20 protein-coding genes and 2 pseudogenes are annotated in these 26,615 nt (G+C 68.9%); 12 read left to right on the top strand and 10 right to left on the bottom strand.

The genetic code is table 11. From position 1 onward, the window contains the following. The first annotated feature begins 86 nt into the window (after positions 1-86). The gene (locus AQJ91_RS40000) at positions 87-902 is read left to right on the top strand and encodes an IclR family transcriptional regulator domain-containing protein (protein ID WP_067032321.1); all 816 of its coding nucleotides are present in this window, start codon (positions 87-89) and stop codon (positions 900-902) included. Here the strand turns inward: AQJ91_RS40000 and AQJ91_RS39995 are convergent. From AQJ91_RS39995 to AQJ91_RS39975, 5 genes and pseudogenes are all read right to left on the bottom strand, one after another. Next, the gene (locus tag AQJ91_RS39995; protein ID WP_067032318.1) at positions 853-1,788 is read right to left on the bottom strand and encodes a PDR/VanB family oxidoreductase; all 936 of its coding nucleotides are present in this window, start codon (positions 1,786-1,788) and stop codon (positions 853-855) included. The two genes, AQJ91_RS40000 and AQJ91_RS39995, sit on opposite strands and share 50 nt — an antisense overlap. After that, entirely contained in the window at positions 1,785-1,967 is a 183-nt protein-coding gene (locus AQJ91_RS39990) for a hypothetical protein (protein WP_067032316.1), read from the bottom strand. Before AQJ91_RS39990 ends, AQJ91_RS39995 begins: the two co-directional genes overlap by 4 nt. Further along, complete coding sequence (locus tag AQJ91_RS39985) at positions 1,964-3,031, bottom strand: aromatic ring-hydroxylating dioxygenase subunit alpha (protein WP_067032313.1); 1,068 nt, start codon at positions 3,029-3,031, stop codon at positions 1,964-1,966. The genes AQJ91_RS39990 and AQJ91_RS39985 overlap by 4 nt, the downstream gene beginning before the upstream one ends. Positions 3,032-3,503: 472 nt before the next feature. After that, the gene (locus AQJ91_RS56700; protein WP_234383333.1) at positions 3,504-4,658 is read right to left on the bottom strand and encodes a hypothetical protein; all 1,155 of its coding nucleotides are present in this window, start codon (positions 4,656-4,658) and stop codon (positions 3,504-3,506) included. Continuing rightward, positions 4,655-5,327: pseudogene (locus tag AQJ91_RS39975) on the bottom strand (response regulator transcription factor). Before AQJ91_RS39975 ends, AQJ91_RS56700 begins: the two are co-directional and overlap by 4 nt. On the opposite strand from AQJ91_RS39975, the gene AQJ91_RS39970 reads away from it, so the two are divergent. After that, positions 5,235-6,221: a DUF3500 domain-containing protein gene (locus AQJ91_RS39970; protein WP_407696998.1), complete on the top strand. Its 987-nt coding sequence runs from the start codon at positions 5,235-5,237 to the stop codon at positions 6,219-6,221. The pseudogene AQJ91_RS39975 and the gene AQJ91_RS39970 overlap by 93 nt on opposite strands. A gap of 155 nt (positions 6,222-6,376) precedes the next feature. On the opposite strand, the gene AQJ91_RS57575 is transcribed toward AQJ91_RS39970, so the two are convergent. From AQJ91_RS57575 to AQJ91_RS54835, 3 genes and pseudogenes are all read right to left on the bottom strand, one after another. Then, the gene (locus tag AQJ91_RS57575) at positions 6,377-10,060 is read right to left on the bottom strand and encodes a family 78 glycoside hydrolase catalytic domain (protein WP_067032307.1); all 3,684 of its coding nucleotides are present in this window, start codon (positions 10,058-10,060) and stop codon (positions 6,377-6,379) included. Between the two features lie 966 nt (positions 10,061-11,026). Beyond that, a pseudogene (locus tag AQJ91_RS58570) lies at positions 11,027-13,567 on the bottom strand (glycoside hydrolase family 3 N-terminal domain-containing protein). Positions 13,568-13,830: 263 nt separating this feature from the next. After that, entirely contained in the window at positions 13,831-14,229 is a 399-nt protein-coding gene (locus tag AQJ91_RS54835) for a hypothetical protein (RefSeq protein WP_067032304.1), read from the bottom strand. On the opposite strand from AQJ91_RS54835, the gene AQJ91_RS39950 reads away from it, so the two are divergent. From AQJ91_RS39950 to AQJ91_RS56685, 4 genes are all read left to right on the top strand, one after another. Continuing rightward, a complete protein-coding gene (locus AQJ91_RS39950) occupies positions 14,210-14,536 on the top strand; it encodes a hypothetical protein (protein ID WP_067032301.1) in 327 nt (108 codons plus the stop codon). The two genes, AQJ91_RS54835 and AQJ91_RS39950, sit on opposite strands and share 20 nt — an antisense overlap. Before the next feature lie 63 nt (positions 14,537-14,599). After that, positions 14,600-15,214 carry a TetR/AcrR family transcriptional regulator gene (locus tag AQJ91_RS39945; protein ID WP_067032298.1) on the top strand — a complete coding sequence of 205 codons (615 nt, stop codon included), beginning with the start codon at positions 14,600-14,602 and terminating at the stop codon, positions 15,212-15,214. Between the two features lie 40 nt (positions 15,215-15,254). After that, positions 15,255-15,878, top strand: a complete 624-nt coding sequence (locus tag AQJ91_RS56690) for an acyltransferase family protein (protein ID WP_234383332.1) — start codon at positions 15,255-15,257, stop codon at positions 15,876-15,878. After that, entirely contained in the window at positions 15,872-16,456 is a 585-nt protein-coding gene (locus tag AQJ91_RS56685; RefSeq protein WP_234383331.1) for an acyltransferase family protein, read from the top strand. Before AQJ91_RS56690 ends, AQJ91_RS56685 begins: the two co-directional genes overlap by 7 nt. Positions 16,457-17,172: 716 nt before the next feature. On the opposite strand, the gene AQJ91_RS39935 is transcribed toward AQJ91_RS56685, so the two are convergent. Further along, positions 17,173-18,192, bottom strand: a complete 1,020-nt coding sequence (locus tag AQJ91_RS39935; protein ID WP_067032295.1) for a carbon-nitrogen hydrolase family protein — start codon at positions 18,190-18,192, stop codon at positions 17,173-17,175. A gap of 300 nt (positions 18,193-18,492) precedes the next feature. Further along, positions 18,493-19,374: a LysR substrate-binding domain-containing protein gene (locus AQJ91_RS39930; RefSeq protein ID WP_067032292.1), complete on the bottom strand. Its 882-nt coding sequence runs from the start codon at positions 19,372-19,374 to the stop codon at positions 18,493-18,495. 71 nt (positions 19,375-19,445) lie between these two features. Here AQJ91_RS39930 and AQJ91_RS39925 point away from each other — a divergent pair, with 71 nt between their 5' ends. From AQJ91_RS39925 to AQJ91_RS39900, 6 genes are all read left to right on the top strand, one after another. Beyond that, positions 19,446-20,651: a thiolase family protein gene (locus tag AQJ91_RS39925; RefSeq protein ID WP_067032289.1), complete on the top strand. Its 1,206-nt coding sequence runs from the start codon at positions 19,446-19,448 to the stop codon at positions 20,649-20,651. After that, the gene (locus tag AQJ91_RS39920; protein ID WP_067032286.1) at positions 20,648-21,343 is read left to right on the top strand and encodes a 3-oxoacid CoA-transferase subunit A; all 696 of its coding nucleotides are present in this window, start codon (positions 20,648-20,650) and stop codon (positions 21,341-21,343) included. The genes AQJ91_RS39925 and AQJ91_RS39920 overlap by 4 nt, the downstream gene beginning before the upstream one ends. Continuing rightward, positions 21,340-22,032 (top strand): 3-oxoacid CoA-transferase subunit B, encoded by a 693-nt coding sequence (locus tag AQJ91_RS39915; protein WP_067032284.1) that lies wholly within the window; start codon positions 21,340-21,342, stop codon positions 22,030-22,032. The genes AQJ91_RS39920 and AQJ91_RS39915 overlap by 4 nt, the downstream gene beginning before the upstream one ends. Positions 22,033-23,732: 1,700 nt before the next feature. After that, positions 23,733-24,788 carry a LacI family DNA-binding transcriptional regulator gene (locus AQJ91_RS39910; protein WP_067032281.1) on the top strand — a complete coding sequence of 352 codons (1,056 nt, stop codon included), beginning with the start codon at positions 23,733-23,735 and terminating at the stop codon, positions 24,786-24,788. Between the two features lie 99 nt (positions 24,789-24,887). Beyond that, positions 24,888-26,132 (top strand): sugar ABC transporter substrate-binding protein, encoded by a 1,245-nt coding sequence (locus AQJ91_RS39905; RefSeq protein WP_067032278.1) that lies wholly within the window; start codon positions 24,888-24,890, stop codon positions 26,130-26,132. Positions 26,133-26,153: 21 nt separating this feature from the next. Further along, the coding region (locus tag AQJ91_RS39900; protein WP_199848147.1) for a carbohydrate ABC transporter permease at positions 26,154-26,615 on the top strand (462 nt) is incomplete at its 3' end.

Raw genomic sequence — 26,615 nt, 5'->3', positions numbered from 1 at the left:
ACTCCGCCCAGCGGGAAGGTAGATCTCTCAACGGATCTCGGTCAATGGGTTAGCTGACAATATTGTTGACTCTTTTGGAGGCGTCAATGCCCGAGCCATTCCGCGCACCGCACTTCGTGAGGTCCTTCGAACGCGGGCTCGCCGTCATCCGCGCCTTCGACGCCGAGCATCCCGCCCGCACCCTCAGCGAGGTCGCCCGCACCTGCGACCTGACGCGCGCGGCCGCTCGCCGGCTGCTGCTGACCCTCGTCGACCTGGGCTACGTCCACCAGGACGGACGCCAGTTCCGGCTCACCCCGCGCGTGCTGGAACTCGGCTACTCCTACCTCTCCTGCGTCACGCTGCCGCAGATCGCGGAACCGCACCTGGAGCAACTCGTCGCGCAGGTACGGGAGTCGTCGTCGCTGTGCGTCCTGGACGGCGACGACATCGTGTACGTGGCGCGGGTCCCGACCCGCCGCATCATGACGGCGACGATCACCGTGGGCACCCGCTTCCCGGCCCATGTCACGTCCGTGGGACGGGTCATCCTCGCGCATCTGCCGGACGAGGAGATCGAGGCCCGCCTCGCGCGGGCGGACCTGCGTCCCCTGACCGCGCGCACGATCGTCTCGCCGGACGCCCTGTGGGCCGAACTCCGGCGGGTGCGCCGTCAGGGGTACGCGGTCGTCGACCAGGAGCTGGAGGAGGGGCTCCGGTCGGTCGCCGCCCCGGTGCGGGAGCGGGACGGCGAGGTGGTGGCCGGTGTGAACATCGCGGTGCACGCCGGCCGCAACTCCATGGACTCCGTGCGGGAGGACCTGCTGCCGCACCTGCTGTCGGCGGTGGCCCGGATCGAGGCCGACCTGCGGATCACAGGTCCAGCACGAGCCGCTTCCCACGACACCGGGACACACAGATGAGCATGGTCTCCCCGGCCTCCCGCTCCTCGTCGGTCAGGACAGAGTCCCGGTGCTCCGGAGTGCCTTCGAGGACATCGGTCTCACAGGTCCCGCAGGTGCCCTCGGTGCAGGAGAACAGCACCTCCACGCCCGCGGCGCGTACGGCGTCGAGCACGGAGACGTCCGGTGCGACGGTGAGCGTACGGCCGCTCTGCGCGAGCTCGACCTCGAACTCGGTGTTCTCGCCCGTCTCCTGTTCCTTGGGCTGGAACCGCTCGACGTGCAGCACCCCGGACGGGCACCGCTCCTCCACCGCGTCCAGCAGCGGCCCGGGACCGCAGCAGTAGACGAGCGTGCCCCCGGGGACGTCGTCGAGTACCGAGGCCAGGTCCAGCAGCCCGGCCTCGTCCTGGGGAGCGACGGTGACACGGTCGCCGTAGCGCCCCAACTCCTCGGTGAACGCCATGGATTCGCGCGTCCTGCCGCCGTACAGCAGCGTCCACTCGGCGCCCGCCGCCTCCGCCGCGGCCACCATCGGCAGCACGGGGGTGATGCCGATGCCGCCCGCGATGAAGCGGTACCGGGGAGCGGGCTGGAGCGCGAAGTGATTGCGCGGCCCGCGCACCCGCACCTTGTCGCCCTGCCTCAACTCCTCGTGCACATGGGCGGATCCGCCCCGCCCGTCGGGCTCCCGCAGCACCGCGATCCGCCAGGCGTCGCGGTCCCCCGGATCGCCGCACAGCGAGTACTGCCGCTCCAGCTCCGGCCCGAGGACGACATCGATGTGCGCGCCGGGCTCCCAGGCCGGGAGCCGCTCGCCCAGCGGATGGCGCAGCGTGAGGGCGAGGACGCCGTCGGCCGCCAACTCCCTGCGGTCGACGACGAGTTCGGCTTCGTACACGGTCACTGTTCCGGTCCTCGTTCCTGTCCTCGAGGAGCATGGCCTTCGGGGTGGCCGAGCATCCACTCCCACATCTCGATGGGGTCCTGCGCGGTGTGCTCGGCGCCGCAGTGACAGGTGCCGTGCAGGATGTCGGTGCCCGGCAGCCAGTCGATGCGGTAGATCTCGCCGGTCGGACTGGTCACTGGACCTTCTCCATGGGCTTGTCGCCCTCCTCGACCAGCCGGGCCAGGATGCGGCGGGCGGCCAGGCCGCCGGTGTCGATGTTGATGCTCAGCTCCTGGTAGCCGGTGCGCTCGCTGCCGAGCGTCTTCTGGAGCAGGTTGAGCGCGTCGACGTCCTGCATGACGACGGTGTGGTTGTTGCTCCCCATGAACTCGCTGACCTCGGCGCTGTCGGTCGCCCAGTCGCGCGAGACGGCCCAGAAGTCGTACACCTTGCCGTCGCCGGACGGTGTGATGGCGTACGTGATCTCGGTGTGGAAACCGTTCGGGTCACTGCCGTCCGGCTCGGGCAGCACGCCGACCGGGGCGATCCGGCTGTGCAGCAGATACAGACAGGGCGCGTGGTACTCGATGTCCTGCCAGCGGGTGATCCGGCCCGTGATGCCGGTGGAGTTGGCGTAGAACGGCGGGCACTCGGCGTCGTCCATGTGCCGGCTCACTCGCACGATGCCCGCGCCCTCGTCGACCTCCGTGGTGATCGGCGTCTCGGCGACCTCGGGGGTGCCGATGTAACCGCCGTGCAGATACGTCTCGTGGGAGAGGTCCAGGAGGTTGTCGACGAGCAGGCCGTAGTCGCAGTCGATGGGCTCCATGCCGCGGACGGTGACCCAGCCGGGGGCGTCGAGGTGCTTCGCCCGCGGGATGACCTGCGGGTCGGCGAGCGCCGGGTCGCCGATCCACACCCAGATCAGCGAGTCCAGCTCGACGACCGGGTAGGAGGCGACACGGGCGGTGCGCGGGACGCGTTTCTGCCCCGGCACGTACACACACGTACCGGTCGTGTCGTACGTGAACCCGTGGTACCCGCACACGATCCGGTCCCCGTCCAGCCGGCTCTCCGACAGCGGGAACCGGCGGTGCACACAGCGGTCGTGCAGCGCGACCGGCGTCCCGTCGTCCTCGGTGCGGTAGAAGACGAGGGGTTCACCGAGGATGGTCCGGCCGAGCAACTCCTCGCGCCCGACCTCGTGGCTGTAGGCGGCGACGTACCACTGGTTCCTGGCAAAAGCAGTGATGTGCGGCATGGCGTTCGGCTCCCGTCGTTGGGTCGTGGCGACATCGTCGGGACGGGCTGTGCGGGGGCGCAACACGGCTTCCGTGTCACGGAAGAGTACTTGGAAACTCCCTGGTGAGAGCGCTGATGCGAGGCACTGTGCCGCTGCCCGTCGGCAGAGACACAGCAGTCATGCCGTCTGCCTGCGGGGACGGGTGGTGTTCATTCGCGACCATTTGATTGAGTCATATGTCCGTATTCTCGCTTCTCTGATGCTTCTTTGGCGGCATACTTGCCGGTTCTTGAGTGGTGCACCGGCACAACTTGCATTGTTGCAGTTCAAGGCTGGTCAGTGCTGCGGCAGGGGCGTGCCGGGTCGAATCTGGGTCGAATCGGCCCGTCGTGGCGTACCTGGCTGTGTTGTCGCAGGTCAGGGCGGTGGCAGGCAGGATTGCTCCGCCTGGGGAGAGTTGGACGGCTGTGCGGCAGAGCTGCTGGTGTCCTCACAGAAGTGGGTTGAGGCCGGCAGCGGGGGGCGGGGCAAGTTGAGGTGGTGAGGGCTGCCGTGAAGTGCGTTGCCGGCGCTGTCGTCGTGCACGAGCTGCAGGCCGCTGACGCCTTGGACGTCGAGGTATGACACGCCCTGGACGGGGAACTGCGCCTCTGCGACCGCCGCGGTGCAGGTGTCGGGCTATGGTCGTCGGAGGCCCCAACTTGCCGTGTGATGGTCCCGTACGCGCACGCAGGTCGCGGATGTAGGCCATGCAGCGTTCGAAGATGGCGTGCTCGCTGTGCGCGTCCAGCGCAGCGGTGGGTTCGTCCAACCCGAGGGACAGCGGCGTCTGCCGCATCGAGGCGCGAGCCAGGGCGGCCTTCTGACCTTGCATTTTGGACAGTTTCACGCGGCCGAAGCGGCGCCCGAGCTGGGCGTCCAGGCCTTCGGGCAAGCGCGTCGGTGTCGTCTGAGCGGACCGCCTCGCGGTCGTGGCGCGGGTGCACGTCGCCGAGGCCGATGGTGTGGCCGAGGCGGAGCTTGAAGCGGCCCAAGAACCCGGAACGCCACGCGAGCCGGCGCCCGCTGCCGCGAGCATGACCGCGAGGCTGGCCGCGGCGATCTCTCGGGCCATGCCGCCCAGTACTCGGTGGGTCTGGTCGATGTGAACGGCCGCCTGTGTGGCGCCGCGATCGTCGCCGAGTGCGGTGGTGAGCAGGCGGAACGTGCGGACGCCGACTTTCACTTCGGTGATGGCCGACTGTCCGGTGGTGCCGGAGACGGCGAGGGTTCGCATGGTGTCGGACACGGGCAGTCGTACGGTGGGGCTGCCCAGGTGGGTGGCGGTGCCATCGCGGTCCACGGCCCGCGTGATCACGGTCCGCGCGCCCTCGTCGCCGGGCCCCGGTAGGTCGGGGCCGGGATAGAGGTCCGGGGTCTGCGCGGGCGTCTCGGAGCTGGGCGGCGCCGGGTCCTGATCGCCGGCCGCGGCCACCGTGGCAGACCGGAGCGTACTGTCGATCTCCGCCATGATGCGGTCGGCGGCGGCGCTGTAGCTGAGGCTCCCGACAACCACGGCGACCACGGCGCCGACGACTGCGAAAGCGAGCGCGAACCGTACGCAGAGACTCGCCACGAAGCCCGCCTGCCGATTCATGAGCCTCATGGCCGCCGCACCGCGTAACCCACGCCACGCACGGTGTGGATGAGCTGAGGCGCATCGGCGTCAGCCAGCTTGCGCCGCAGATAACCGATGTACCCGGCCAGGTTCTTGGCGTCCACGGTGAGAGCGCCGCCCCATATCTCCCGGTAGACGGTCACGTGGTCGAGCACAATGCCCTCGTTGCGTACGAGCAGCTCCAGGAGGTCGAACTCGGTCTTGGACAAACTCAGTTCCGCCTCACCCCACCACGCTCGACGGGCGGAGGGAGCGACCCGCAGTGAAGCCAACCGCAGCTCGGGCCCCGGCTCGTCGGCTGCCGCGACGTCCGATGTCAGCGCCGCTCGGCGTAGCAGGGCCCGCAGCCTCGCCAGTAGTTCGGGCACCGCGAAGGGCTTGGGCAGATAGTCGTTCGGCGCCCGAGTCCAGGCCGGCGATCCGGTCCGGGGTCCCGGCCCGAGCGGTGAGCATCAGCACCGGAGTGCGGTCGCCGTCGGCGCGCAGTACTCGGCACACCCCGACGCCGTCGACGTGCGGCATCATCACGTCCACGACGAGGGCGCTGAAAGAGTCCCGGCCACGCTGTCCGACGAGCAGAAGGACACGGCTCTGTACGACTTCGACGACGAGGCCAAGAAGAGCGGCTGGTCCAACTTCCCCGACGGCGTCCTTCAGCGCAACGGCGTCATGATGGGTGACCTCACCGACGAGCAGGAAGCCGCGGCGATGAAGGTCATGGAGGCCGCGCTCAGCAAGAAGGGCTACGAGCAGCTCGTCGAGATCCGTGAGGCGGACGACTACCTGGCCTCGGCCGAGGACTCCGGCGGCACGACCTCGCCCAGGCCCACGCCCACCGGCACGCCCGGCGGAGAAACCGGTGGTGGTCCTGGCGGAGGCACCGGTGGCGGCCCGGGCACTGTCAGCTTCGGCTCCCAGTACTACTACATCTCCTTCTTCGGACAGCCCAGCAAGAACAAGCAGTTCATGGTGCAGTTCGGCGGCCACCACGCGGCGTACAACATCACCTACGCCGGGAAGAACGTGAGCATCTCGCCCACCCTGACCGGCGTCGAGCCGATGGAGTTCGACTGGGAGGAGAAGTTCTGCAAGCCGCTGGAGGACAAGCGGTCCTCGACCATGGCGGCCATCCAGTCGCTGAGCGAGAGCCGGCTGGCCGACGCCGAGATCGACGGCAGCTTCGACGACCTGCTGCTCGGCCCCGGCAACGACGGTCCCTTCCCCGAGCCCGAGGGCGTCCTCGTCAGCAGCCTGGGCAAGAAGCAGCGGGCCAAGGTCACCGCGATGCTCGCCGCCTGGATCGACGACCTGGACGAGAAGGCCGGCGGCGGCGGCGCGTCCAAGCAGCTCCTCGCCAAGTACGTCTCCGAGTACGACAAGACGTACATCGGCTGGAGCGGTGGCACGACCATCGACAACGTCAACACGTATGTGCGCCTGGACGGCCCGTCCGCCTGGATCGAGTTCTCCAACCAGCCCGCGGACGAGGACCCCGGCGTCCACCAGCACACGATCTTCCGCGACGAGACCGCGGACTACGGCTGGAACTGACGGGAGTGGGGGACGAGGAAGAGCGCGAGAATACCGGAATTGGACTGCTCCTGCCGCGGCTTTTCAGCCGGCGTAGTCGGCCTCGGTGGTCGACCTGGCTCGACACTGAGGAGCCCCGGAAGATCCGGGGCGCCTCGGTGCGGGATGACGGGTGTCTAGCAGATGCCGGTCAGTTTGGTGTTGTCGTACGGAGTGCTGTCGGAGGTCGTGGTGACGACGTGGCAGCCCGGCTTGACGTCGTCGACGCGCATGAAGCCGTTGTCGTACGTGGCGGTGACGCTGTTGCCGTCCATGTAGACGCTGGTCGTGCCCGCCGTGCCGCCGGGGAGGTACACCGAGGCGGTCGTGTTGGCCGGTACGTTCACGCCGATGTCGACGCGGCCGCCGCTGGTGGTGTCGTACGCGGCGCCGATGGTGCCGTGGGCGGTGGGAACTGTGACATTGGCCCAGGTGACCGAGGTCGGCTGCGGTTTGACCTGGAAGGTTCGGTAGCCCGGGGTGCTGGGCTGGATGCCGAACATGCTCTGGGGGATGGTGAACGCCGGAGAGGCCGCCCACGGGTGGGAGTACGTGGTGTTGGACTTCAGGGACAGGTCCCAGGCCTCCATGGTGGCTCCCGCCCCGTCGTTGATCATGTTCATCCAGCTCTTGGTGCCGGTCGACGTCAGCAGGGTGTGGGCCAGGTCGGGCCGGTTGCCCTCGTACAGGGACTGGATGACGAATGGCGCGCAGTACACGCTGCACGCCATGCCGCGGCTGCCCAGGTAGGAGGCCACCTGCGCGGCCCGGGAGGGACTGGCGATGCCGAGCGCGGTCGCGAAGGCGCTGGCCTGGACGGCGTGGTGGTTGATCACCGTGCCGTCGTTGTTCAGCCCGTCGCGGTAGGCGCCCTTCGTGGAGTCCCACATCCGCGAGTTGACCGCGTCCTTGATGGCGTTGGCCCTGTTCCGGTAGGTGGTGGCGTCGGCGTCCTTGCCCAGCGCGGTGGCGATGTCGGCCATGTCCGCGTAGGAGCGGTAAGCGATGGCGTTGATGACGGTGTTGTAGGAGGTGAAGACGTAGCCGTCGCGCTCGGAGGTGGGCCAGTCGACGATGTCGCAGTCGGTGCAGCTGCTGGCCCCCGAGCTACCGGTGGTCTTGTGGATCAGGCCGGTCGCGGACTCGTACCACTTGTCCGGCAGCTTGCCCTGCAGCGCGGTGTACGCGGCGGACAGCGGCGCGGTGTTGCCGGTCGTCTCGTAGCTGTCGTGCATGGCAAGGATGACGTACATCGGCCACTCGGTCGGCCAGGTGCGGTTGGACTTAAGGAAGTTCAGCGAGTAGTCGCCCAGTGTCGCGTCGCCGCCGGTGTAGAGGTGGCCCATGAGCTGGAGGTAGGTGTCGGCCTCGTAGATGTCGCGTTCGCGCTCCCACGAGTCGACGTACAGGTTGAAATTGGTCGCCTCGATGGTGTTGCGGGAGAGCTCCCACACCTGGTTGAGCGAACTGTCGGAGGAGTCGAAGACGCCTGCCGTATCGTCGAATGGGTAGACGTACGCCTCGGCCTTGAGGTCGGCCGCGGTCAGCCCGGTGGGGGCGCCTATGACCTGGACGTACCGGAAGACGCGCAGGCCCCAGGTCTCCAGCTGCTGGCTGCCGGACTTCAGGACCCACTTGTCCTGGTAGGTGTTGCCGGCCGAGGTCTGGTACTTGACCGTGTTGGTGCCGGAGGTGACCTGGCCGTAGCGGATGTCGACCACCTGCCCGGAGGTGCCGGTCAGGTTCAGGGACAGACCGCCGATCCAGGTGCGGCCGTAGTCGATGAAGTAGTTGCCGGAGGAGTACTCGGTGACCGAGACGGGCGTCTTGAACTCCTGCCGGACCTTCGCGGTGGGCGCGGGCTGGAGGTCACCGAAGGCGCTCTTGGTGACCGCCGGGCGCCAGACGGTGGCGTCGAAGCCGGGCGTGGCGAAGCCGAACGGGTAGCGGCGGGCGTCGAAGTTCTCCTTGGGTGCCGTGTAGTAACCGGTGCCGATGGAGCCGACGTTGGGCAGGATGCGGGTGCCGTCCAGGGACTTCCAGCTGGAGCCGGTGCCGAAGGTCTTGGTGGTGCCGTCGGTGTACCGGACCACCAGCTTGGCGAGGAAGCGCTGGTCGCTGGTGGTGTAGGCGAGAGCGCCGATGGTGTTGGCGGCGCCTGCGTTGAGCAGGGCAGTGACGTCGTAGCCGTCGTAGCGGGCCTCGGAGCCGACCGGGCGGGTCGGGCCGACGCCGACGAAGCTGCCGTTGACCCACAGCTTGTGGACGAACTGCCGTGCCGGGGTGGTGGATGCGCCCGTGGCGTACAGGTGCGCCCAGGCGATGCTCTTGCCGGAGGCCAGCGTGGTGGTGCCGCGGAGGAAGGTCCAGCTCGGAACCGTCATCAGCCCGGTGCCGCAGTTCTTGCTCGTGCCGATCGAGAGAGCGCCGCTTGTGATGGTGCCGCAGGTGAAGTCGGCGTTGCCGGCGTCGCTGAAGTCGTTGCTGTACAGCGACCGGTTGTTGGGGTCGGTGACGGTGATGTCGTCGAAGGTGGCCTGCTCGGTGCTGCCCGTACGGAAACCGATGCCGCCGGCAGAGTACGTGGTGTCGGTGGTGGTGTCGACCTGGGTCCAGGTGGTGTCGGAGTGTGCCTTCAGGGAGGTGGTGAAGGTGGAGCCGGAGGCGACGATCCTGAAGTCGTAGGTGGAGCCGGTGGTGAGGGTGAAGGGGAGGGCCTGGGCGGTCTTCAGGGCGCTGAAGGTGCCGTTCTTCTGGATCTGGGGGGCGATGGTGTTCTCGCCGTTGCCCTTGAACTGCCACAGGTAGTAGTTGCTGGTGTTCTGTGCGCGGAAGGTGACGCTGGCGTACTTGGCGTTGATGACGAAGTTGCCCTGGAAGGTGTAGTCGGTCCACGCGGTCGGGAACCCGGTGCCGCAGTTCTTCGCCTTGTCGACGAAGAGCGCGCCGCCCGTGATGGTGCCGCAGGTGAAGTCGGTGTTGTCAGCGTCGCTGAAGTCGTTGCTGTACAGCGACCGGTTGTTGGGGTCGGTGACGGTGATGTCGTCGAAGGTGGCCTGCTCGGTCAGGCCGGTGCGGAAGCCGATGCCGCCCGAGTCGAAGGTGGTGTCGGTGGTGGTGTCGACCTGGGTCCAGGTGGTGTCGGAGTGTGCCTTCAGGGAGGTGGTGAAGGTGGAGCCGGAGGCGACGATCCTGAAGTCGTAGGTGGAGCCGGTGGTGAGGGTGAAGGGGAGGGCCTGGGCGGTCTTCAGGGCGCTGAAGGTGCCGTTCTTCTGGATCTGGGGGGCGATGGTGTTCTCGCCGTTGCCCTTGAACTGCCACAGGTAGTAGTTGCTGGTGTTCTGTGCGCGGAAGGTGACGCTGGCGTACTTGGCGTTGATGACGAAGCTGCCCTGGAAGGTGTAGTCGGTCCACGCGGTGGGGGCGCCGCTCCAGATCGGGGTGGCACCGGACCAGGTGGTGCCCGGCCCGGTGCCGAAGGGGGCGGTCGCCGACCAGGGGGAGGCCGCGTCCGAGGAGTCCCAGGTGCGGATACGCCAGTAGTAGCGGGACGAGGCCGTCAGGGCAGGGCCGCCGTAGGAGACGTTGCTGTTTGTTGTGGAGCTGACCTTGCCCGAGTCCCATACGTCAGGGGTTCCGGTCAGGGCCGAGGAGGTGGTGGCGACCTGCACCTGGTAGGCGGTCTGCCGGTCGCCGCTGACCTGCCAGCCCAGCAGCGGGGTGGCGCCGGGGGCCACGTCGACGGGCGCGGTCAGGCCGTTCACGGTCAGGGCCGTGGGAGCGGCCTGGGCGGCGCTCGCCAGGGGCAGCTGCCCGGTCACGCCTCCGACGAGGGCGAACCAGGCGGTGAGTACAACGAGCAGGAGGGCATGCGGAGTTCTGGCTCTGCTGAGTCTTCGGCGTCGTCTGGGCGTGGGGGAGAGCGGGGCGAAAGGCGGCACGGTGGGTCCTTGATACGTTTCAATGGGCGGGGAGGCATTTCCCGGGTCAAGGGGTGGAGTGGAGTGGCTGACATCCTGAGGGGGTTGCATGGGGCTGTCAATGCCTGCGTCACACCGCTGAAACCGGACGGGCGAGGAATGTCGTGTGCACGTGCATGAATGCGCTGACACGGCGAGCGTGCTTTGGTGGCCGTCTGTCGCGCTCTGCGGAGCCCGGTTGCCCACGGGGTGGAGTGAGTCGAGGCCCCGGTGGACATCGGCGATGCGCGTCCTGGCCATGGGTCCTCCCGATGGCATCGTCGAACGACAGGCCTTGGCGATCTTCGTGGGCTGCTGGTCGATCGATGGAAGGCCGCGGGGTGGCCGGTCCGGGTGCAGCTCCAGATCCAGCCGCCCGAACAGCCGCCGGACGGTCGCTCGGCGCATCGCCTGGTTGGGCGGGGCTGGGGTGCGGCGGGGCTGGCGGTCTGTGGAGGGCTCTCGACGATTGAAAGTTGCGTCGCGGCGGAAAAGCCGATGAAAGGCGGTGCAGGAATCTGGATCCTTCTGTTTTGCATGCCTTGACGCGTCTCGGGAGTGGAGTCCATCCTTGGTCATACTCACGCTCTGAAACGATTCATGCTTCGTACTTCAGGGAACTGCGCAACGCACTCAGTGCCTGACGTCGGCCACCCGCGTTGCTGAGAGGCGCCGACGGCAATCGTCGTGTCACGCGAACACGTTCGAGCGCCGCGGCCCGCCCATACCGAGGCCGCCGAGAGGGCAAGCGGCGGGCGTCGCACAACCCCCGTGGGACGGGTGGCACAACGGCGAGGAGGGGAGCCGTGGGAGCGCCGGGCAGGCAGGTCAGACTCGCAGCACCGTGACGGCGGTGGTCATGGTCCGGGTGTGGTCGACGAGGCGCGGGGCTCCTTCCAGCTTCACCCGCACCGAACCGCCCGGATCACCCGCCGACCGCGCGACGGTCAGCGTGATCCATCCGGGCTCGACGCGGCGGCGCAGGTCCCGCCCGGTGAAGCTGGTCAGGTCCGCGTGGACCTCGAACTCCACGGTGCGGGTCTCCCCGGCGGCCAGCTCGATGCGGGTGAAGCCGATCAGCCGGCGGACGGGCCGGGTGACGGAGGCAACCGGGTCGGTGAGGTACACCTGCGGGACCGAAGTGCCCGCCCGGGGACCGGTGTTGGTGACGGTGGCCCGTACGGCCACCGCCCCGTCGACCGCGATGGTCTCCGCGTCGGCCCGTACGTCCTCGATGGTGAAGGTGGTGTAGGACAGGCCGTGTCCGAACGGGAAGGCCGGGGTGGGGTCGATGTTGCTCACGCCGTCGCTCTTGAGGGCGAGCGGGGGCGCGAGGTAGGTGCCTGGCTGGCCGGCCGTGCCGTCGGGGATCTGCACGGGCAGGTGTCCGGAGGGGTTGATCCGGCCGGCGAGGACGCCGGCGATCGCCGCCGAGCCTTCCTCGCCGGGGAAGAAGGCCTGGAGGGTCGCGTCCGCCCCCGGGCGTGCCGGCCGATCGCGTATGGGCGGCCCGAGACGAGGACGAGGACGGTCTGGTTCGCCGCGTCGAGTACGGCGTCCACCAGGTCCTCCTGCACTCCGGGGAGCGTCAGCGCACCGACGTCACAGCCTTCACCGGAGGTTCCCTCCCCGAACATCCCGGAGCGGTCGCCCACGACGAGGATCGTCAGGTCGGCCGCCGAGGCCGCCGCGACGGCCGCCTCGATGCCTCCGCGGTCGTCCACGGTGAAGGAGCAGCCGGTCTCGTGGTGCACCGAGGCGTCGGGGAACTCCTGCCGGATGGCGTCGAGGACCGTCGGTGCCTCGACACCCAGCGGGGCCTCGGGGTGGTGGGGCAGGACGTGGTTGGGGAAGGAGTAGCAGCCGAACAGGCACCTGGCCTCGTCGGCGGCGGGGCCGATCACGGCGATGGAGCGCGGGGAGGCGAGCGGCAGGGTGCCCGAGGGGTTGTCGAGGAGCACGACGGACTGTTCGGCCAGGTCGCGGGCGATCCCGCGGTTGCGGGACGAGTCGAAGTCCGCCGGGGCGGTGTACTGCCCCGGCTCCCAGTCCGGGTCGAGCAGACCGAGTTCGGCCTTCTGCGTCAGGACCCGCAACACCGCGCGGTCGAGGAGGTCCGTGGGGACGCCGTCGTTCAGGAGCGCTTGCCCGTAGCCGGAGGTGTGCGGCAGTTCGACGTCGATACCGGCCCGGAGTGCGGCGCGGGCCGCGCCCGTGACGTCGTCCGCCACATGGTGCATGGAGGCCAGGAACGCGACGGCCCAGTAGTCGGAGACCACTGTGTCCTCGAAGCCCACGTGTCCCGCAGCAGCCCGGTGAGCAGGGCCTCGTCCGCGCCGCAGGGCACGCCGTCGATGTCGTTGTAGGCGTTCATCACCGACCGGACACGGCCGGCGACCACGGCCTTCTCGAAGGGCACGAGGATGACGTCGGCGAGTTCGCGCGGGCCGAGGACCGCCGGAGCGTGATTGCGGGCCGCGCGGGAGGCGGAGTAGCCGGCGAAGTGTTTCAGCGTGGCGACCACGCCGGACGACTGCAGGCCCCGCACATAGGACAGTCCGAGCTCCGAGACGAGGTAGGGGTCCTCGCCGAGGTCTCCTCCACCCGGCCCCACCGATAGTCGCGTACGACGTCCAGGACGGGGGCCAGGCCCTGGTGGACGCCGACGGCCGCCATGTCCGAGCCGATGGCCTGCGCCATCCGCCCGACGAGTTCGGGGTTGAAGGTGGCCGCCCAGGCGAGCGGTGTCGGGTAGACGGTGGCCTGCCAGGTGAAGAATCCGGTCAGGCACTCCTCGTGGGCGACGGCGGGTATGCCGAACCGGTTCGCCGCCACCACCTGTTCCTGCAGCGCGGTCAGCCGCCTGCGGCCGGCCTCCGGGTCGATCGGTGCCGTGCCGAACTCGCGGGTCAGCTGTCCCAGACCGTCGACGATGGCCTCCTCGAAGCGGTCGGCGCCGCGGAAGGTCTCCTGCATGGGTGCCATGTCGCGGCCGTCGTCGTGGTCCGGCCAGGTGCTGCCGAGTCGGGCCACCTTCTCGGCCTCCGTCATGGCGTCGAGTAGGGCGGGGACGACCAGGGTCAGCAGGGTGCGGGCCGGACCTGCGCCGTCCAGGGCCATCGCCTCGCACAGCTCGGTGGAGATGTCCCGCATCCCGCCGCTGAGGACCAGCACGCTCACCGGCAGCGCGAACGCGGCGGTGGGCAGGATGATCCCCCACAGGGTGTCGTAGAAGCCCAGGTCGTTGACGATGAGGAAGAGCGGTATGACGACGGCCTGCGACGGGATCGCCAGACCCAGGAGGAACAGACGGAACACCCCCTTGGTGATCCACCCCCGCCCGCGCACGACCGCGTAGCTGATCGGCATCGCGAGCGCCAGCACGATGGCGACCGTGGCCGCCGCCACGACGAGGGTGTTCCAGATGTACTGCAGGAACCCGCTGTCCAGCACCGTGCGGAAGTTCTCCGGCGTCACGGTGTCGGGGATCGAGACCGGTCCCTTGTCGGTGTACGTCGTCTGCGGTTGCACGGCCGTGTTCACGGCCGTGTTCACCAGCGCGTACAGCGGGACACCGATGATCAGAAGCCAGATGAACGCCGCGACGCCGGCGGCGTGGTTGGGGCGCGTCCTCACACTCCCTCCAACGTGCTTGTCATCTTGTCGTATCTGCTGAGTTTGGTGAGCAGGATCGAGGCGCCGGTGGCCAGCAGCAGGAAGCTCGCGATGGCGCTGGCGTAGCCGTAGTCGTAGGTGCGGAAGGCGGTCTGGTACATGGAGAAGGGCAGGATCGCGAGCAGCTGTCGCCACATGATGGCCGTGGCCGCCGTGGCCGCCGTGGCCGCCGTGGCCGCCGTGGCCGCCGTGGACAGCAGCAGCGGCAGGAAGAAGACCGCCGACAGCACCGCGCGATTGCGCTGGTGGCCCGCCGACCAGACGCCCAGCAGAATGCTGACCGGCGCCTGAACCGCGATGTTGCCGACCAGCGTCGCGCTCGCCGCGGAGGCGCAGGTGCCCCGCAACGCGCTCACCCAGCGCCATCCGGATCTGAGGAACGCCTTCTACGACCAGGTCCGCGCCCGCGGCCAGACACCGGACAGCGAGAAGCGGCTACGCCAGCAGGTCCGGAAGCTCAAAGAGCTGCGGGCCGCCGACGCCGAAGAGATCACCCATCTGAAGAGCGACGTCGAAGCACTCGTCGGCCCCCTGCACCAGTCGATCACGGAGAACCGCCTGCTGCGCCAGCAGCTCGCCGACCACACGACTGTCGTCCGCACGCTGCCCACCGCCACCCGGGTCCGAGACAGTGCCCGCCCGATACCACCCGGCGTCTCGTAATGCCGTTCCTACTCATCGACGCGGCGGCGTTCTGGCCCGCTACTGGTGATTACGCTGCGAGGCATGAGGGCGGTGGACAAGAGTGACCTGACGGGGCGTGCACGGTTGCGGGACGCGGCGCTGGAGCTGTTCGCAGAACGGGGCTTCGATGCGACGTCGACGCGAGCGGTGGCCGCGGCCGCAGGACTGTCACCAGCGCTGGTGACCCGACACTTCGGATCGAAAGAGGGGCTGCGGGCAGCAGTCGACGACTACGTGTTGGACCGGATCGGCACGGAACTGGAGGCGGTTGACGGGGACGCCGGGCTGATGGAGTCGCTCGGCAAGGTCTCGGCCCGGCTGTTCGGAGCGGACCCGGTGCTGCGTGGATACCTGCGCCACGTCCTGATGGAGGACAGCGCAGCAAGCGCCGACCTGTTCGGACGGCTGCTGAACGGAGCGCGGACCGAGCTCGCCCGGTTGTCCGCGGAGTACGGCAGCCGGGCGCCGGAGGGGGAGTGGGCCGCATTCCAGGTGCTGTGCCTGGTCCTTGGGCCGTTGCTCCTGGAGCGGGTGATGCAGCCCCATCACGGCGAGCCGATGTTCGATCCGCAGGTCCTGGCACAGCGCAGCGCCGCCAACCAGCGCCTGCTCCTGCAGGGGCTCTACGGCTCACCGGAGGATCGAAGCGGGGGATAGCACCAGTGCGAGGTGTACAACTGTTGAGCAAGCTGAACGCATGTACACACTCGACTCCGGAACGCAGCCCGATGCAGTACTCCGTGCACGCCGTCTGGACTGGTTGGACAACTTGCGGATCGCGCTGACGGTCCTTGTCGTGGTTCACCACGCCGCCCAGCCCTACGGTCCCGCGGACTGGTGGTACGTCGAGGGGCGGCCGCGCACGCCTGCCCTGGCCACGCTGTCGGCGGTCGACGGCTCGTTCTTCATGAGCCTGTTCTTCTTCGTCTCCGCCGTCCTTGTGCCCGGCTCCCACCGACGCCACGGCACCCGGCGGTTCCTGAAAAGCCGTCTGATCCGGCTCGGCATCCCGGTGGCGGTCGGCGCACTGACGATCGTGCCCGGTCTGATGTACGCGTATTACGTCCACTACCGTGGCTATCCGTCCATCTCCTTCCCGCGCTACTTCACCGACATCTACCTCGGACTGGGAGACAAGCCGACCAACTGGACGGGACCGTCCTGGCCAGACCTGCAGTTCGGGCACCTGTGGTTCATCCAGAACCTGCTGGCCTACACCGTGTTGTACGTGGCCTTCAGCCGAGCCGGCCGTCTGCTGCGGCGCCTGCCCCGCCCCCCACGGACACGAGGGCAGCGCCCGGCCCCCGGGCCCTGTTGCTGACGACCGCGGCGATCACGGCCGCCACCTTCCTGTTCCGGCTGAAGTACCCGCTGGACACATGGGTTCCGGTGCTGGACTTCCTGCAGGTCGAGCCTGCCCGAGTGCCGCAGTACGCCGCCTTCTTCACCCTCGGTGTACTGGCATATCGCTACAACTGGCTGGAGAGGTTCGACGCCCGGACCGGATGGGTATGGCTGGGCGGCGCTCTGGCCGGGGTCGCCGTACTGTTCGTGATCGGCGCAGAGGCCGACTGCTTCGGTCCCGGCGGCTTCAATGCACCGGCCCTCACGTGGGCGGCCTACGACAGCGCCCTGTGCGTGGCCCTGTGCGTCGGCCTGCTCACCGCGTTCCGCGAAACGGTGACCCGCAGCAGCCGCCTGTCGACGGAGCTGTCCGCCAACTCCTACGGCGTGTACATCCTCCACGTGCCGCTGGTGGTCACCGTCCAGTACTGCCTGGCAGACCGCGGCCTTTCCCCAGTCGCTTCATGGGCGACGACCAGCGCGCTCGGCCTGGCGGGCGCCTTTCTGTGGGCGGCCGGGCTGCGACGGCTCCCTGGTTTTCGTCAAGTGCTGTGAGCTCGCTCCCGCGAGCCGCAAAGTCTCGTCAGACAGCAGTCAGCAGCGCAGTCTGGACAGCGGAGTTCCTCCGCGATGTCCGGGCGAGACAGCAGGGGGCGGATAGACGCCCGTTCCAGCCGAGCGGGCTCTCTCCGAGGCGCTCCCCGGCCCGCTCGCCGACCGGCTGTCCCAGCGCGCCGGAAAACTGCGTTCCCTGGTTGACCGTCACCGTCAAGACCGCCTCCACACCCAGGAGTCGGCGTCATGAGCACCAGCGCATCCGCGCCGCCGTGGACCGCTTCCTCAACGGCACACCAACTTGAAGAACGAGTTCTACGTGAAGGTCCGCGCCCGCGGCGCTACCTCGGACAGCGAGCAGCGTCTGCGCAAGCAGGTCCGCCAGCTCAAGGAGCTACGGGCTGCCCAGGCGCCTTCGGCTCGTCAGCTTCACCAAGGTGCGGGACAGACTGAAACCGAGGTGTTCGCGGCGCCCGGAGCCATCCCGTGCGCGCGAACACCTCGGATTCTGTTTCTGAGCCAGTGCCCCAACAGGCAACATTCGCCCGTCGCGACGCCCGGCACGCTCCCCCACTGCCTTAAGGGCATGGGAGGTGCCCCCACTCGCCGCACCGGGCACAAACCCAAGTACGTCCAGTACGAGGGCTTGTACCCGGCACGCCGAGAGCACGCACCGGACGCCGCTCCTTAACGGGCGAACGTTGCCTGCCGGGGCACTAGAAGGCCGCTGTCCGGTCTTCGCTGCGAGGATCGCTCACCTGGTGCTCGGTGTAGAGGCCCGAGCGCGACTCACGACGCCAGGGACGCGCGTAGGTCAGTGCCGATGTGGCGGCCTCGGAGCTGTCGTCGAGGTTTACGACGGCTACCGATGGCGAACCGTCCGCGGGGCACCGCGCAAGCCAGTCGCCGTTGGGAGCGACGATTCCGGTCGGTGCGGTGACGCTGTCCTGTGCCGGCCCCGACAGGCTGACCCAGTAGCTGTTGAACGCGGCGTGGCCTTGGACTTGGGCTCGGGCGGTGGTGTTGCCCGGCGTGCCGCTGGTGGAGAGCAGCACGCAGTCGACATCCAGCTTCTCGTACTCCGCGAACAACTCCGGATAGTGGATCTCCATGCCGAGCAGGCAGCCGAAGCGCACACCGTCGACCTCAAAGGTCACCGGTGAGACGCCCGGCGAGTACATGTACGAGACCTTCGTCTTCGACAGCAGGCGCTCGTCATAACGCGTGACGACCTCGCCGCGATCGGAGATGACGTAGAGGCTGTTGTGCGGGCGGTTCGGGCCGGTCAGGCGGTGCACCGACGGGATCACCGTCCACAGCCGCAACTCGCGGGCCAGCTCGGCGATCGCGGCCAACTCCGATTGGAGCACCGGCCACTGGCACCGGTCCCAGTCCGCTGGGCCGACCGTGTCCGGGCCGTCGACGGACATGACGAACTTGCTGGGAAAGCAGATCGCGCCTTCCGGAAAGTGCACGATCCTCGCTCCCTGAGTACTGGCCTCGCGCATCAGAGCACGGACCTCACGCCCGCTTTCGCGCAGCGCTTCAACGTCTCGTGGGTCTTCGCGTACGGGGGTCTGCGCTACGGCGAGCCGCACGCTCTTGGGATTCCTTGCTTCCGACATGACGTCTCCTGATGGAGTCGGACGGAAGTGCCGGAGGGCGGACGTGTAGGACTCACCGGTCTTGGCGGCGCGGGCACGCACCTGGTGCTTGAAGTTCCTGCGGGCTGTCATCGCGGCCTTCCACGCCTTGAGCGACGGCTCCCCAGCAACCTCGCCCGAGGCGATCGGGCTGCAACAACGACCTGAGACGCTGGTCCCTTTGCCTCCGATGGGAGACCGCGCTGGGGACGGTCGCGGGAGGTTCGGCGTAGGCCACGCAGTCGGTCATCATGCCGTCGCTCGCAGGCTCCGTCAACAACCTTCAACACGGCCAGCGCGCCGTCGCTTTGCCGGCGGATGAAGAGAAACACCTCGGCTCAACACGCTGAACTTGACAGAGAAGTGGAAGCTTGTCCGGCGTCGGCGGATGTCTCAGAAGGCCGCCCGGATGATCCCCACGGTGCGCTCCAGATGCGGCTCGGACCGGTCGGCGCGATGGGCGACGGCCAGTTCCACGCGCGCGTCGGGCCCGGCCAGCGGCAGATAGGCGACGCCGTCCAGCGTCAACGCGGTCACGGGCTCCGGCACGACCGCGACGCCGAGGCCACCGGCCACGAGCGTGATGAGCGTCGAGGTCTCGCCGACCTCGTGGCGGATGTGCGGCTCGACGCCGGCGTCGCGCAGGAGGCCCAGGACGAGGTCGTACATCACCGATCGGCGGTCGGCGGAGTGCACGATCAGGTCGGCACCGGCCAGGTCCGCTGCCCGCAACCGTTTCCGGCGGGCGAGGGGGTGGTCGACCGGTACGGCGACGACGAGCCGGTCCCGGCGCAGGGTGTGCACGGTGAGGGAGAGGTCGGCCGCCGGCGGGCGCAGCAGTGCGACGTCGATCGCGCCGGTGCGCAGCGCCTCGACCTGGTCGGGCGCGAGCATCTCGCCGCGGAAGGAGAAGTCGACGCCGGGAAGTTCCTCCGAGAGCCGCCGCGAGAGGGCGGGCAGGAGGCTGTACGTCGCCGAGCCCACGCAACCGATAGCGAGGTGGCCCACCGAGCCGGCGGCGACGAGCCGTGCGTGGTGGGCGGCCTCGTCGACGTCGGTGAGGATCGCGCGCGCCCGTTCGAGGTAGGCCCGGCCGGCCTCGGTGAGGTCGACGCGGCGTGTGGTGCGGTGGAGCAACTCGATGCCGAGTTCGGCCTCGAGCTGGCGGATCTGCTGGGAGAGCGGCGGCTGAGCCATGTGGAGCCGCTCGGCGGCACGGCCGAAGTGGCGCTCCTCGGCCACCGCCACGAAGTACCGCAGGTGACGCAGATCCATATGCCATCCATATCAATCGGCTCCGATATGCGTACTTCAGAATATCGTCGCGCGGGGCTAGCGTCACTGTCATGAGTGCTTTCCTGTACGCCGCTGCGCGGACGCCGTTCGGTCGTTTCAACGGCGCGCTGGCCGGGGTGCGCCCCGACGACCTCGCCGCCGCCGCGATCACCTCGACGCTGGCGCGGGTGCCGGGTCTCGACCCCGCCGCGATCGACGACGTGGTGTGGGGCAACGCCAACGGCGCCGGCGAGGAGAACCGCAACGTCGGTCGCATGGCGGCGCTGCTCGCCGGGCTTCCGGTGAGCGTGCCCGGCACCACGGTCAACCGGCTCTGCGGCTCCAGCCTCGATGCTGCGATGACGGCCAGTCGGACCATCGAGTCCGGCGATGCCGAGGTGGTGCTGACCGGCGGAGTGGAGTCGATGACACGCGCGCCGTGGGTGCTGCCCAAGTCGGCGAAGCCGTTCCCGGCCGGTGACGTCACCGCGGTCTCGACCACACTGGGCTGGCGGCTGGTCAACCCGCGGATGCCGAAGGAGTGGACCGTCAGCCTCGGCGAGGCCAACGAACAACTCCAGGAGCGCTTCGGCATCTCCCGCGAGCGGCAGGACGAGTTCGCCGCCCGCTCCCACCGACTCGCCCACGCGGCTTGGGAGTCGGGCTTCTACGACGACCTGGTCGTGCCGGTCGAAGGCGTCGACCTGACCCGGGACGAGGGCATCCGGGCGGGGTCCACGCCGGAGGTGCTGGCGGGGCTGAAGCCGGTGTTCCGTACCCCGGAGCAGGGCGGCACCATCACCGCGGGCAACGCCAGCCCGCTCAACGACGGTGCCTCCGCGGTGCTGCTGGGCAGCGAGAAGGCCGCGGCCACGATCGGGGCGGACCCGATCGCCCGCATCGCCGGCCGCGGCGTGATGGCCCTGGAGCCGCAGGCCTTTGGCTACGCCCCCGTCGAGGCCGCGAATCGCGCACTGGCCCGGGCCGGGATCGGCTGGGACCAGGTGGGCGCCGTCGAACTCAACGAGGCCTTCGCCGTGCAGTCGCTCGCCTGCCTCGGCGCGTGGAAGATCGACCCCGCCATCGTCAACCAGAAGGGCGGCGCCATCGCGATCGGGCACCCGCTGGGCGCCTCCGGCGGCCGCATCCTCGCCACGCTGGCCAAGGTGCTGCGCGGGACGAAGCAGCGCTACGGCGTCGCCGCGATCTGCATCGGGGTCGGCCAGGGCCTGGCCGTCGTACTCGAGAACTGCGACGTCAGGGAGACGGCCCAGTGAGCCGGGCGGAGACCGTCGCGAGCGCCGATGCGGCGGTCGCCGGCATCGCGGACGGCTCCACCGTTCTCGTGGGCGGCTTCGGCCTGGCGGGCATGCCGTTCGATCTGATCGACGCGCTCATCCGGCAGGGCGCCAAGGACCTCACGATCGTGTCCAACAACGCAGGCAACGGCGACGTCGGGCTGGCCGCGCTGCTGGCCGCCGGCCGGGTGCGCAAGGTGCTCTGCTCCTTTCCGCGCCAGGCCGACTCCTGGGTCTTCGACGGCCTCTATCGCGCGGGGGAGATCGAGCTCGAGGTGGTGCCGCAGGGCAACCTCGCCGAGCGGATGCGCGCGGCCGGCGCCGGTATCGGCGCCTTCTACTGCCCGACCGCGGTCGGCACGCCGCTGGCCGAGGGTAAGGAGGAGCGTGAGATCGACGGCCGGAAGTACCTGCTGGAGTACCCCATCAAGGGCGACTACGCGCTGATCAGCGCGCACGTCGCGGATACGATGGGCAACCTCGTCTACCGCAAGACCGCCCGCAACTTCGGACCGGTCATGGCCACGGCCGCGACGACGACCGTTGTCCAGGTCGACGAGGTCGTCGAGCCGGGGATGCTCGACCCCGAGGCCGTCGTCACCCCATCCATCTACGTCGACCGGATTGTCCAGGTGAAGGCCCGTCACTACACCGTGCAGGGGGCACGATGACCACCACATCGAGCGGCCAGGCGTACACCGAGGCCCCCCGGAGCGCCGACCACCGGCTCACGATGGACGAGCTGGCGGCGGTCATCGCCCGCGACATCCCCGCCGGTGCCTTCGTCAACCTCGGTATCGGGCAACCCACCAAGATCGCCGACCATCTGCCGGCCGACTCCGGGGTGGTGCTGCACACCGAGAACGGCATGCTCAACATGGGCCCGCGGGCCGAGGGCGACGCGCTCGATCCGGACCTGACCAACGCCGGGAAGGTGCCGGTGACCGAGCTGCCGGGGGCGGCGTACTTCCACCACGCCGACTCCTTCGCCATGATGCGCGGCGGGCACCTCGACGTGTGCGTCCTCGGGGCGTACCAGGTCGCCTTCGACGGGGACCTCGCCAACTGGACCACCGGCAGGCCCGACGGCATCCCCGCCGTTGGCGGCGCCATGGACCTGGCCATCGGCGCCAAGGACGTCTACGTCATGATGACGCTCTTCACCCGCTCCGGAGAGCCGAAGCTCGTCCCGCGGTGCACCTACCCGCTCACCGGCGTCGGCTGTGTCAGCCGTGTCTACACCGACTACGGCGTCTTCGACGTCGGCCCCGACGGCGTGCGCATACGGGAGACGTACGGCGTCAGCGCCGACGAGTTCGCGGAGCGACTCGGTATCACGCTGACTTACAACGGCTTCTAGGGAGGTCGACGCAGGCTGCTGATCCGCCAGGACTGCATTTGGTTCGCCTCTGAGGGTGAGCCTCGGCGATGGTCCCCTTGAGACAGTTGTGCACCCGTGCCGGTCACGATCCGTCCGCTTTCCCCGGCATCGGGTCGGGTGGGTAGCCCTTGGCGCGAAGCCAGGTGTCGAGGGCGAGGGCGACGATGTCGCCGTGGGGGAGGTCGGTGTCGGCGTTGTAGCGGCGGATCCGGCGTTGGAGCTGGAGGACCTCGGGGACGGCGTAGTTGAGTTGTCCGCGCTTGGTGTGCCGGTTCTTGATGACGTCCAGGATGCCCGGGTGCGGCGTAAGAGTGTCGTCGGTCGGCTGGGGCTCGGCGTCGAGTGCGTGCCGGGCGTCGCGACGGGGCGAATGTTGCCTGTTGGGGCACTAGCTAGCCGCCGGACTATGAGCGGGTACCGAAGGGCTCGGTGTGAACGCGGGTCGAGGTGCAGATCCGCGAGCTTCTTCGGGAGGTGCCGTCGATGCCCGTCACGGTGACCGCGGAGAGGGCCGGTCGGCAGCGCGGGATGATGAGCCTGAAGGAGCGGTGCGCGAGCTGGGGTCGGCGTACTTGTCGGCCGACCCGGTCTCGCGGACGGTCTATCAACCGGGCGGCCTCGGCCAGTGCGACCTGTGGTTCCCGGACGTGGACGTACCGCTGGGCTATGGACAGACGGGGCGGCCACCCGGTGCTGGTGCTCGTTTCGGGCTACTCGCGTGTGATCACCGCCATTCCGCGACGGTGTCAACGGGTGGCCGGTGGACGCCGCCGATGGCGAGACCGCACCCGCCACCGGCTGCGCTCCCGGTTTGACGGGACTGGTGTGCAAGCGCCAGCCCGAGGTCGCAGTCAACCCTGATGTGTCGGCTGGATGGGCGACTGCAACAGCGAGCGAGGTCCCTCCGTCCCAAGTGCTGCCATCTGTACCCGGGGCCCGGACCGCGCGGCAGCGATACCCGCTGATCGGCAGGCCGTGGTGCGCGGGGTCTATTCCTGGCCACCTGTGGCCGGGCCGTCTACGGCACGCGCGGCGGACCGTGGCAGCCGGTGGATGGCCAGTACGGCTTCACGTGCAGAGACAACGCCTTCTGCCTTCGTCTGCCGCCTGGCTACAGCGGCACGTCCTTCACTACTGCCCAGATCGGGGACGCGCAGGTCACCCGGGTCTTCGACGTGGCGTCAGGCGCCAACCCTTGCCATACAGCGTGGACGGCAACGGCAAGGAGACTCCAAGGGCAACACCGCGGCCACGGCGGTGAACGGCTCCACCGCGACCCGCTGGTGCGCGAACAACGGCAACACCGGGCACTGGATGGAGTTGGACCTGCGCTCCAGGATCGCATTCCGCAGGCCCGGTGGCCCCAAGGGGAAGGTGCGTCCGCGTGTTCCTGCGTGCAGCGGAATGCGCGCTTCATCGAACCGATTCGATTCTGCTGGCGCTGTGCAGACGAGTCGGCGATACTCGCGAGCCAAGCACCTCGGCAGTGTTCAGGAGCGATTGCCGACTTGTTTCGGAAAGTGCTGTGCGGAGTGTTGACAGCCGCACGGGCGGTTCCTACCTTCACTTCATGCGAACCGGTTCGATGACCGATATCGCCTCGCCGTCAGTCCCGTCCCACCCTGGCCCGCGCTCCCGCTCCGCTTGGAGCGCCCAGGCGGTCCGAGCAAGGAGTTGCCGTGAACATCGGTGAGATCGCCAAGCGGGCCGGTGTGTCACGGAGCACGGTGTCCTACGCGCTGAGCGGCAAGCGCCCGGTTTCGGAGGACACGCGCCGGAGAATCCAGCAGGTCGTCGACGAGCTGGGCTACCGGCCCAGCGCCAGCGCCCGTGCCCTGGCCAACGGCCGGACAAGCACGATCGGCCTGGTCTTCCCGCCGGCCGGCAATCACTACACGGGGATGCAGCTGGACTTCATCGGGAGTGTGGTGGAGGCCGCCGCGGCCTACGACTACGACGTGCTGCTGTCCCCGAGCGGCGTGGACAGTGACCGCTCGTTCCAGCGGCTGCTGGGGGAGCGGAGGGTCGACGGCGCGATCCTGATGGAGATCAGGCTGGCGGACGACCGGGTCGATCACCTGGCGGACCTTGGCTTCCCCTCCGTGGCCATCGGCCGTACCGGAGACCCGGAGGGTGGCTGGTGGGTGGGGCTGGACCACACTGCGTTGGTGGCGGCGTGCGTCCACCACCTCGCTGACCTGGGCCACCGCAAGGTCGCCTTCGTCAACCGGCCGGAGCAGCTCCTGCATGCGGGCTACGAGTCCGCGCACCGGGGCCTGGACGGCTTCACCAAGGCCGCGGCCGAGCGCGGGCTGACCGTGGAGACGTACTGCTGCGGGGACGACGCGGCCTCGGGTCAGGCATGCCTGGAACAGATCCTGCACGACGACCCGGCCACCACGGCCCTGGTCACGCTCAACGAGGCCGCCCTGGGCGGCCTCTACCGGGGACTCTCCGAGGCGGGCCGTCATGTGCCGCGTGACTTCTCCGTCACCGGGGTTGTGGCCGGCCGGTGGGCGGAGACGGTGACCCCGCAGCTCACCGCGGCGGACGTACCAGCGGCCGAGATGGGCCGACTCGCCGTCGAACTGCTGGTGGAGCGGCTCGACCATCCCGACGTGGCCCCTCGCCACCACCTGCTCGTGCCGCCGATCTCGCTGCGGGCCAGCACCGGGCCCGCCAACAGTACGTCCTCCGACGGATCCCGTCCCGCCTCCGGTTCCCTCCCGGGCTGACCTCGCTCCCCACCCGCTCTGCTGCTCCCTGCACCCCCCAAAGCCTTTCCCTCGCCCTCCCAGGGCACCGCCATGCCGAAATCCGAAGAGGAACCCGCAATGAACAGATCCACCAGACAGCGTCTGACCGCCGCAGCCCTGACCGTCGTTGTCGTCGCTACCGGCACCTCCGCCTGCTCCTCCGGTTCGGGGGACACGTCCGCGAAGGGGGCGGGCGGCGGCACGTACAGCATCTGGGACCCGTACCCGCAGTTCGACAAGAGCTCGGCGTGGGCGAAGCTGCTGGACGACTGCGGCACCGAGGCCGGCGTGAAGATCAAGCGGACGGCATTCGACACCAGTGACCTGTCGAACAAGGCGCTGCTGGCGGCGCAGCAGGACAACTCCGCGGACGTCCTCATCGTCGACAACCCGGTGGTGTCGACTCTGGCCGAGGCAGGCGTGCTCGCCACCACCGACGAGAACATGTTGGACGTCTCGAAGGTGGACCCCAACCTCCTCGCGGCCGGACAGTCAGGCGGCAAGACCTACGGCATGCCGATCGGCGCCAACACCCTGGCCCTCTACTACAACAAGAAGGTGCTGACAGAAGCCGGGGTGGACACCGCATCGGTCAAGGACTGGAAGTCGCTGACGGCGGCGCTGGAGAAGGTCAAGAAGGCGGGCAAGAAGGGCATCACCTTCTCCGCGATCGGAACCGAGGAGGGCAGCTTCCAGTTTCTGCCCTGGTTCTGGGGTTCCGGCGCCAAGCTGACCGAACTCGACTCACCCGAGGGCGTCTCGGCGCTGAAGCTGTGGACCGACTGGCTGAAGAAGGGCTACGCGCCCAACTCGGTCATCAACAACACCCAGACGACCAGCTGGCAGGAGTTCGCGAGCGGCGACTACGCCTTCGCCGAGAACGGCACCTGGCAGCTCGCCAACGCCGAGAAGGCCGGCTTCGAATACGGCGTCATCCCCGTCCCGGGCGCCTCGGGCGGCAACGCCGCGGCTCCGACCGGGGGCGAGTTCGTCACCGTCCCCGTCCAGGGCGACACCGGCCGCTACGCCACCTCCCAGAAGCTGGTCTCCTGCCTGACCAGCACCGAGAACCTGTACGACACCGACACCACCCTGTCCTACGTGGCCCCCACCAGCGAGGTCCAGGACAAGCAGGTGGCGGCGAACCCCCAGCTGAAGCCCTGGGTCGAGGCGGTCAAGGCGGCCAAGGGACGCACCAGTGACGACCTCGGCACCAAGTACCCGAAGATCTCCGAGCAGATGTGGAAGGCGGTCCAGTCGGCCCTCAGCGGTGCCGAGTCGCCCAAGGACGCGCTGGCCAAGGCCCAGTCCGCCGCCCACTAGTGAGGGATTGTCGGTCCGCAGATGAACCACACGACGCAGCTGTCGGACCGCCGGTCCGCGCGTGACGGGAACGGGGCGGCCACCGCCGCCCCGCCCCCGGCCCGCACCACGACACGGCGCCGTCCGACGTCTCAGCTGGGGGTCCCCCCGGGCGAAGCCTGGGGGAGGGCCGCCTGGGGCTTCCTCGCCCCGGTGACCCTCTACCTCGTCCTGTTCTACGCCTATCCGCTCTACCGCAACCTCGACCTGAGCCTGCGCAACTACACGGTCCGCTCCTTCGTCCAGGGCGACGCACCCTTCACAGGCCTGGAGAATTACCAGAAGGTCTTCGACGACCCGACCTTCGCCCCGGCCCTCACCCACACCGTGGTGTTCACCGTCGTGTGCCTGGTCTTCCAGTACGCCATCGGCCTGGCCCTCGCGGTCTTCTTCCACCAGCACTTCCGGCTCTCCGCCACCCTGCGCGCCCTGTTCCTGGTGCCG

It is taken from the genome of Streptomyces dysideae (assembly GCF_001514305.1).
In the GTDB taxonomy this organism is placed as follows: domain Bacteria; phylum Actinomycetota; class Actinomycetes; order Streptomycetales; family Streptomycetaceae; genus Streptomyces; species Streptomyces dysideae.
Note: the sequence above shows the minus strand (reverse complement) of the source record. Positions and strands in the feature narration are given on the sequence as shown.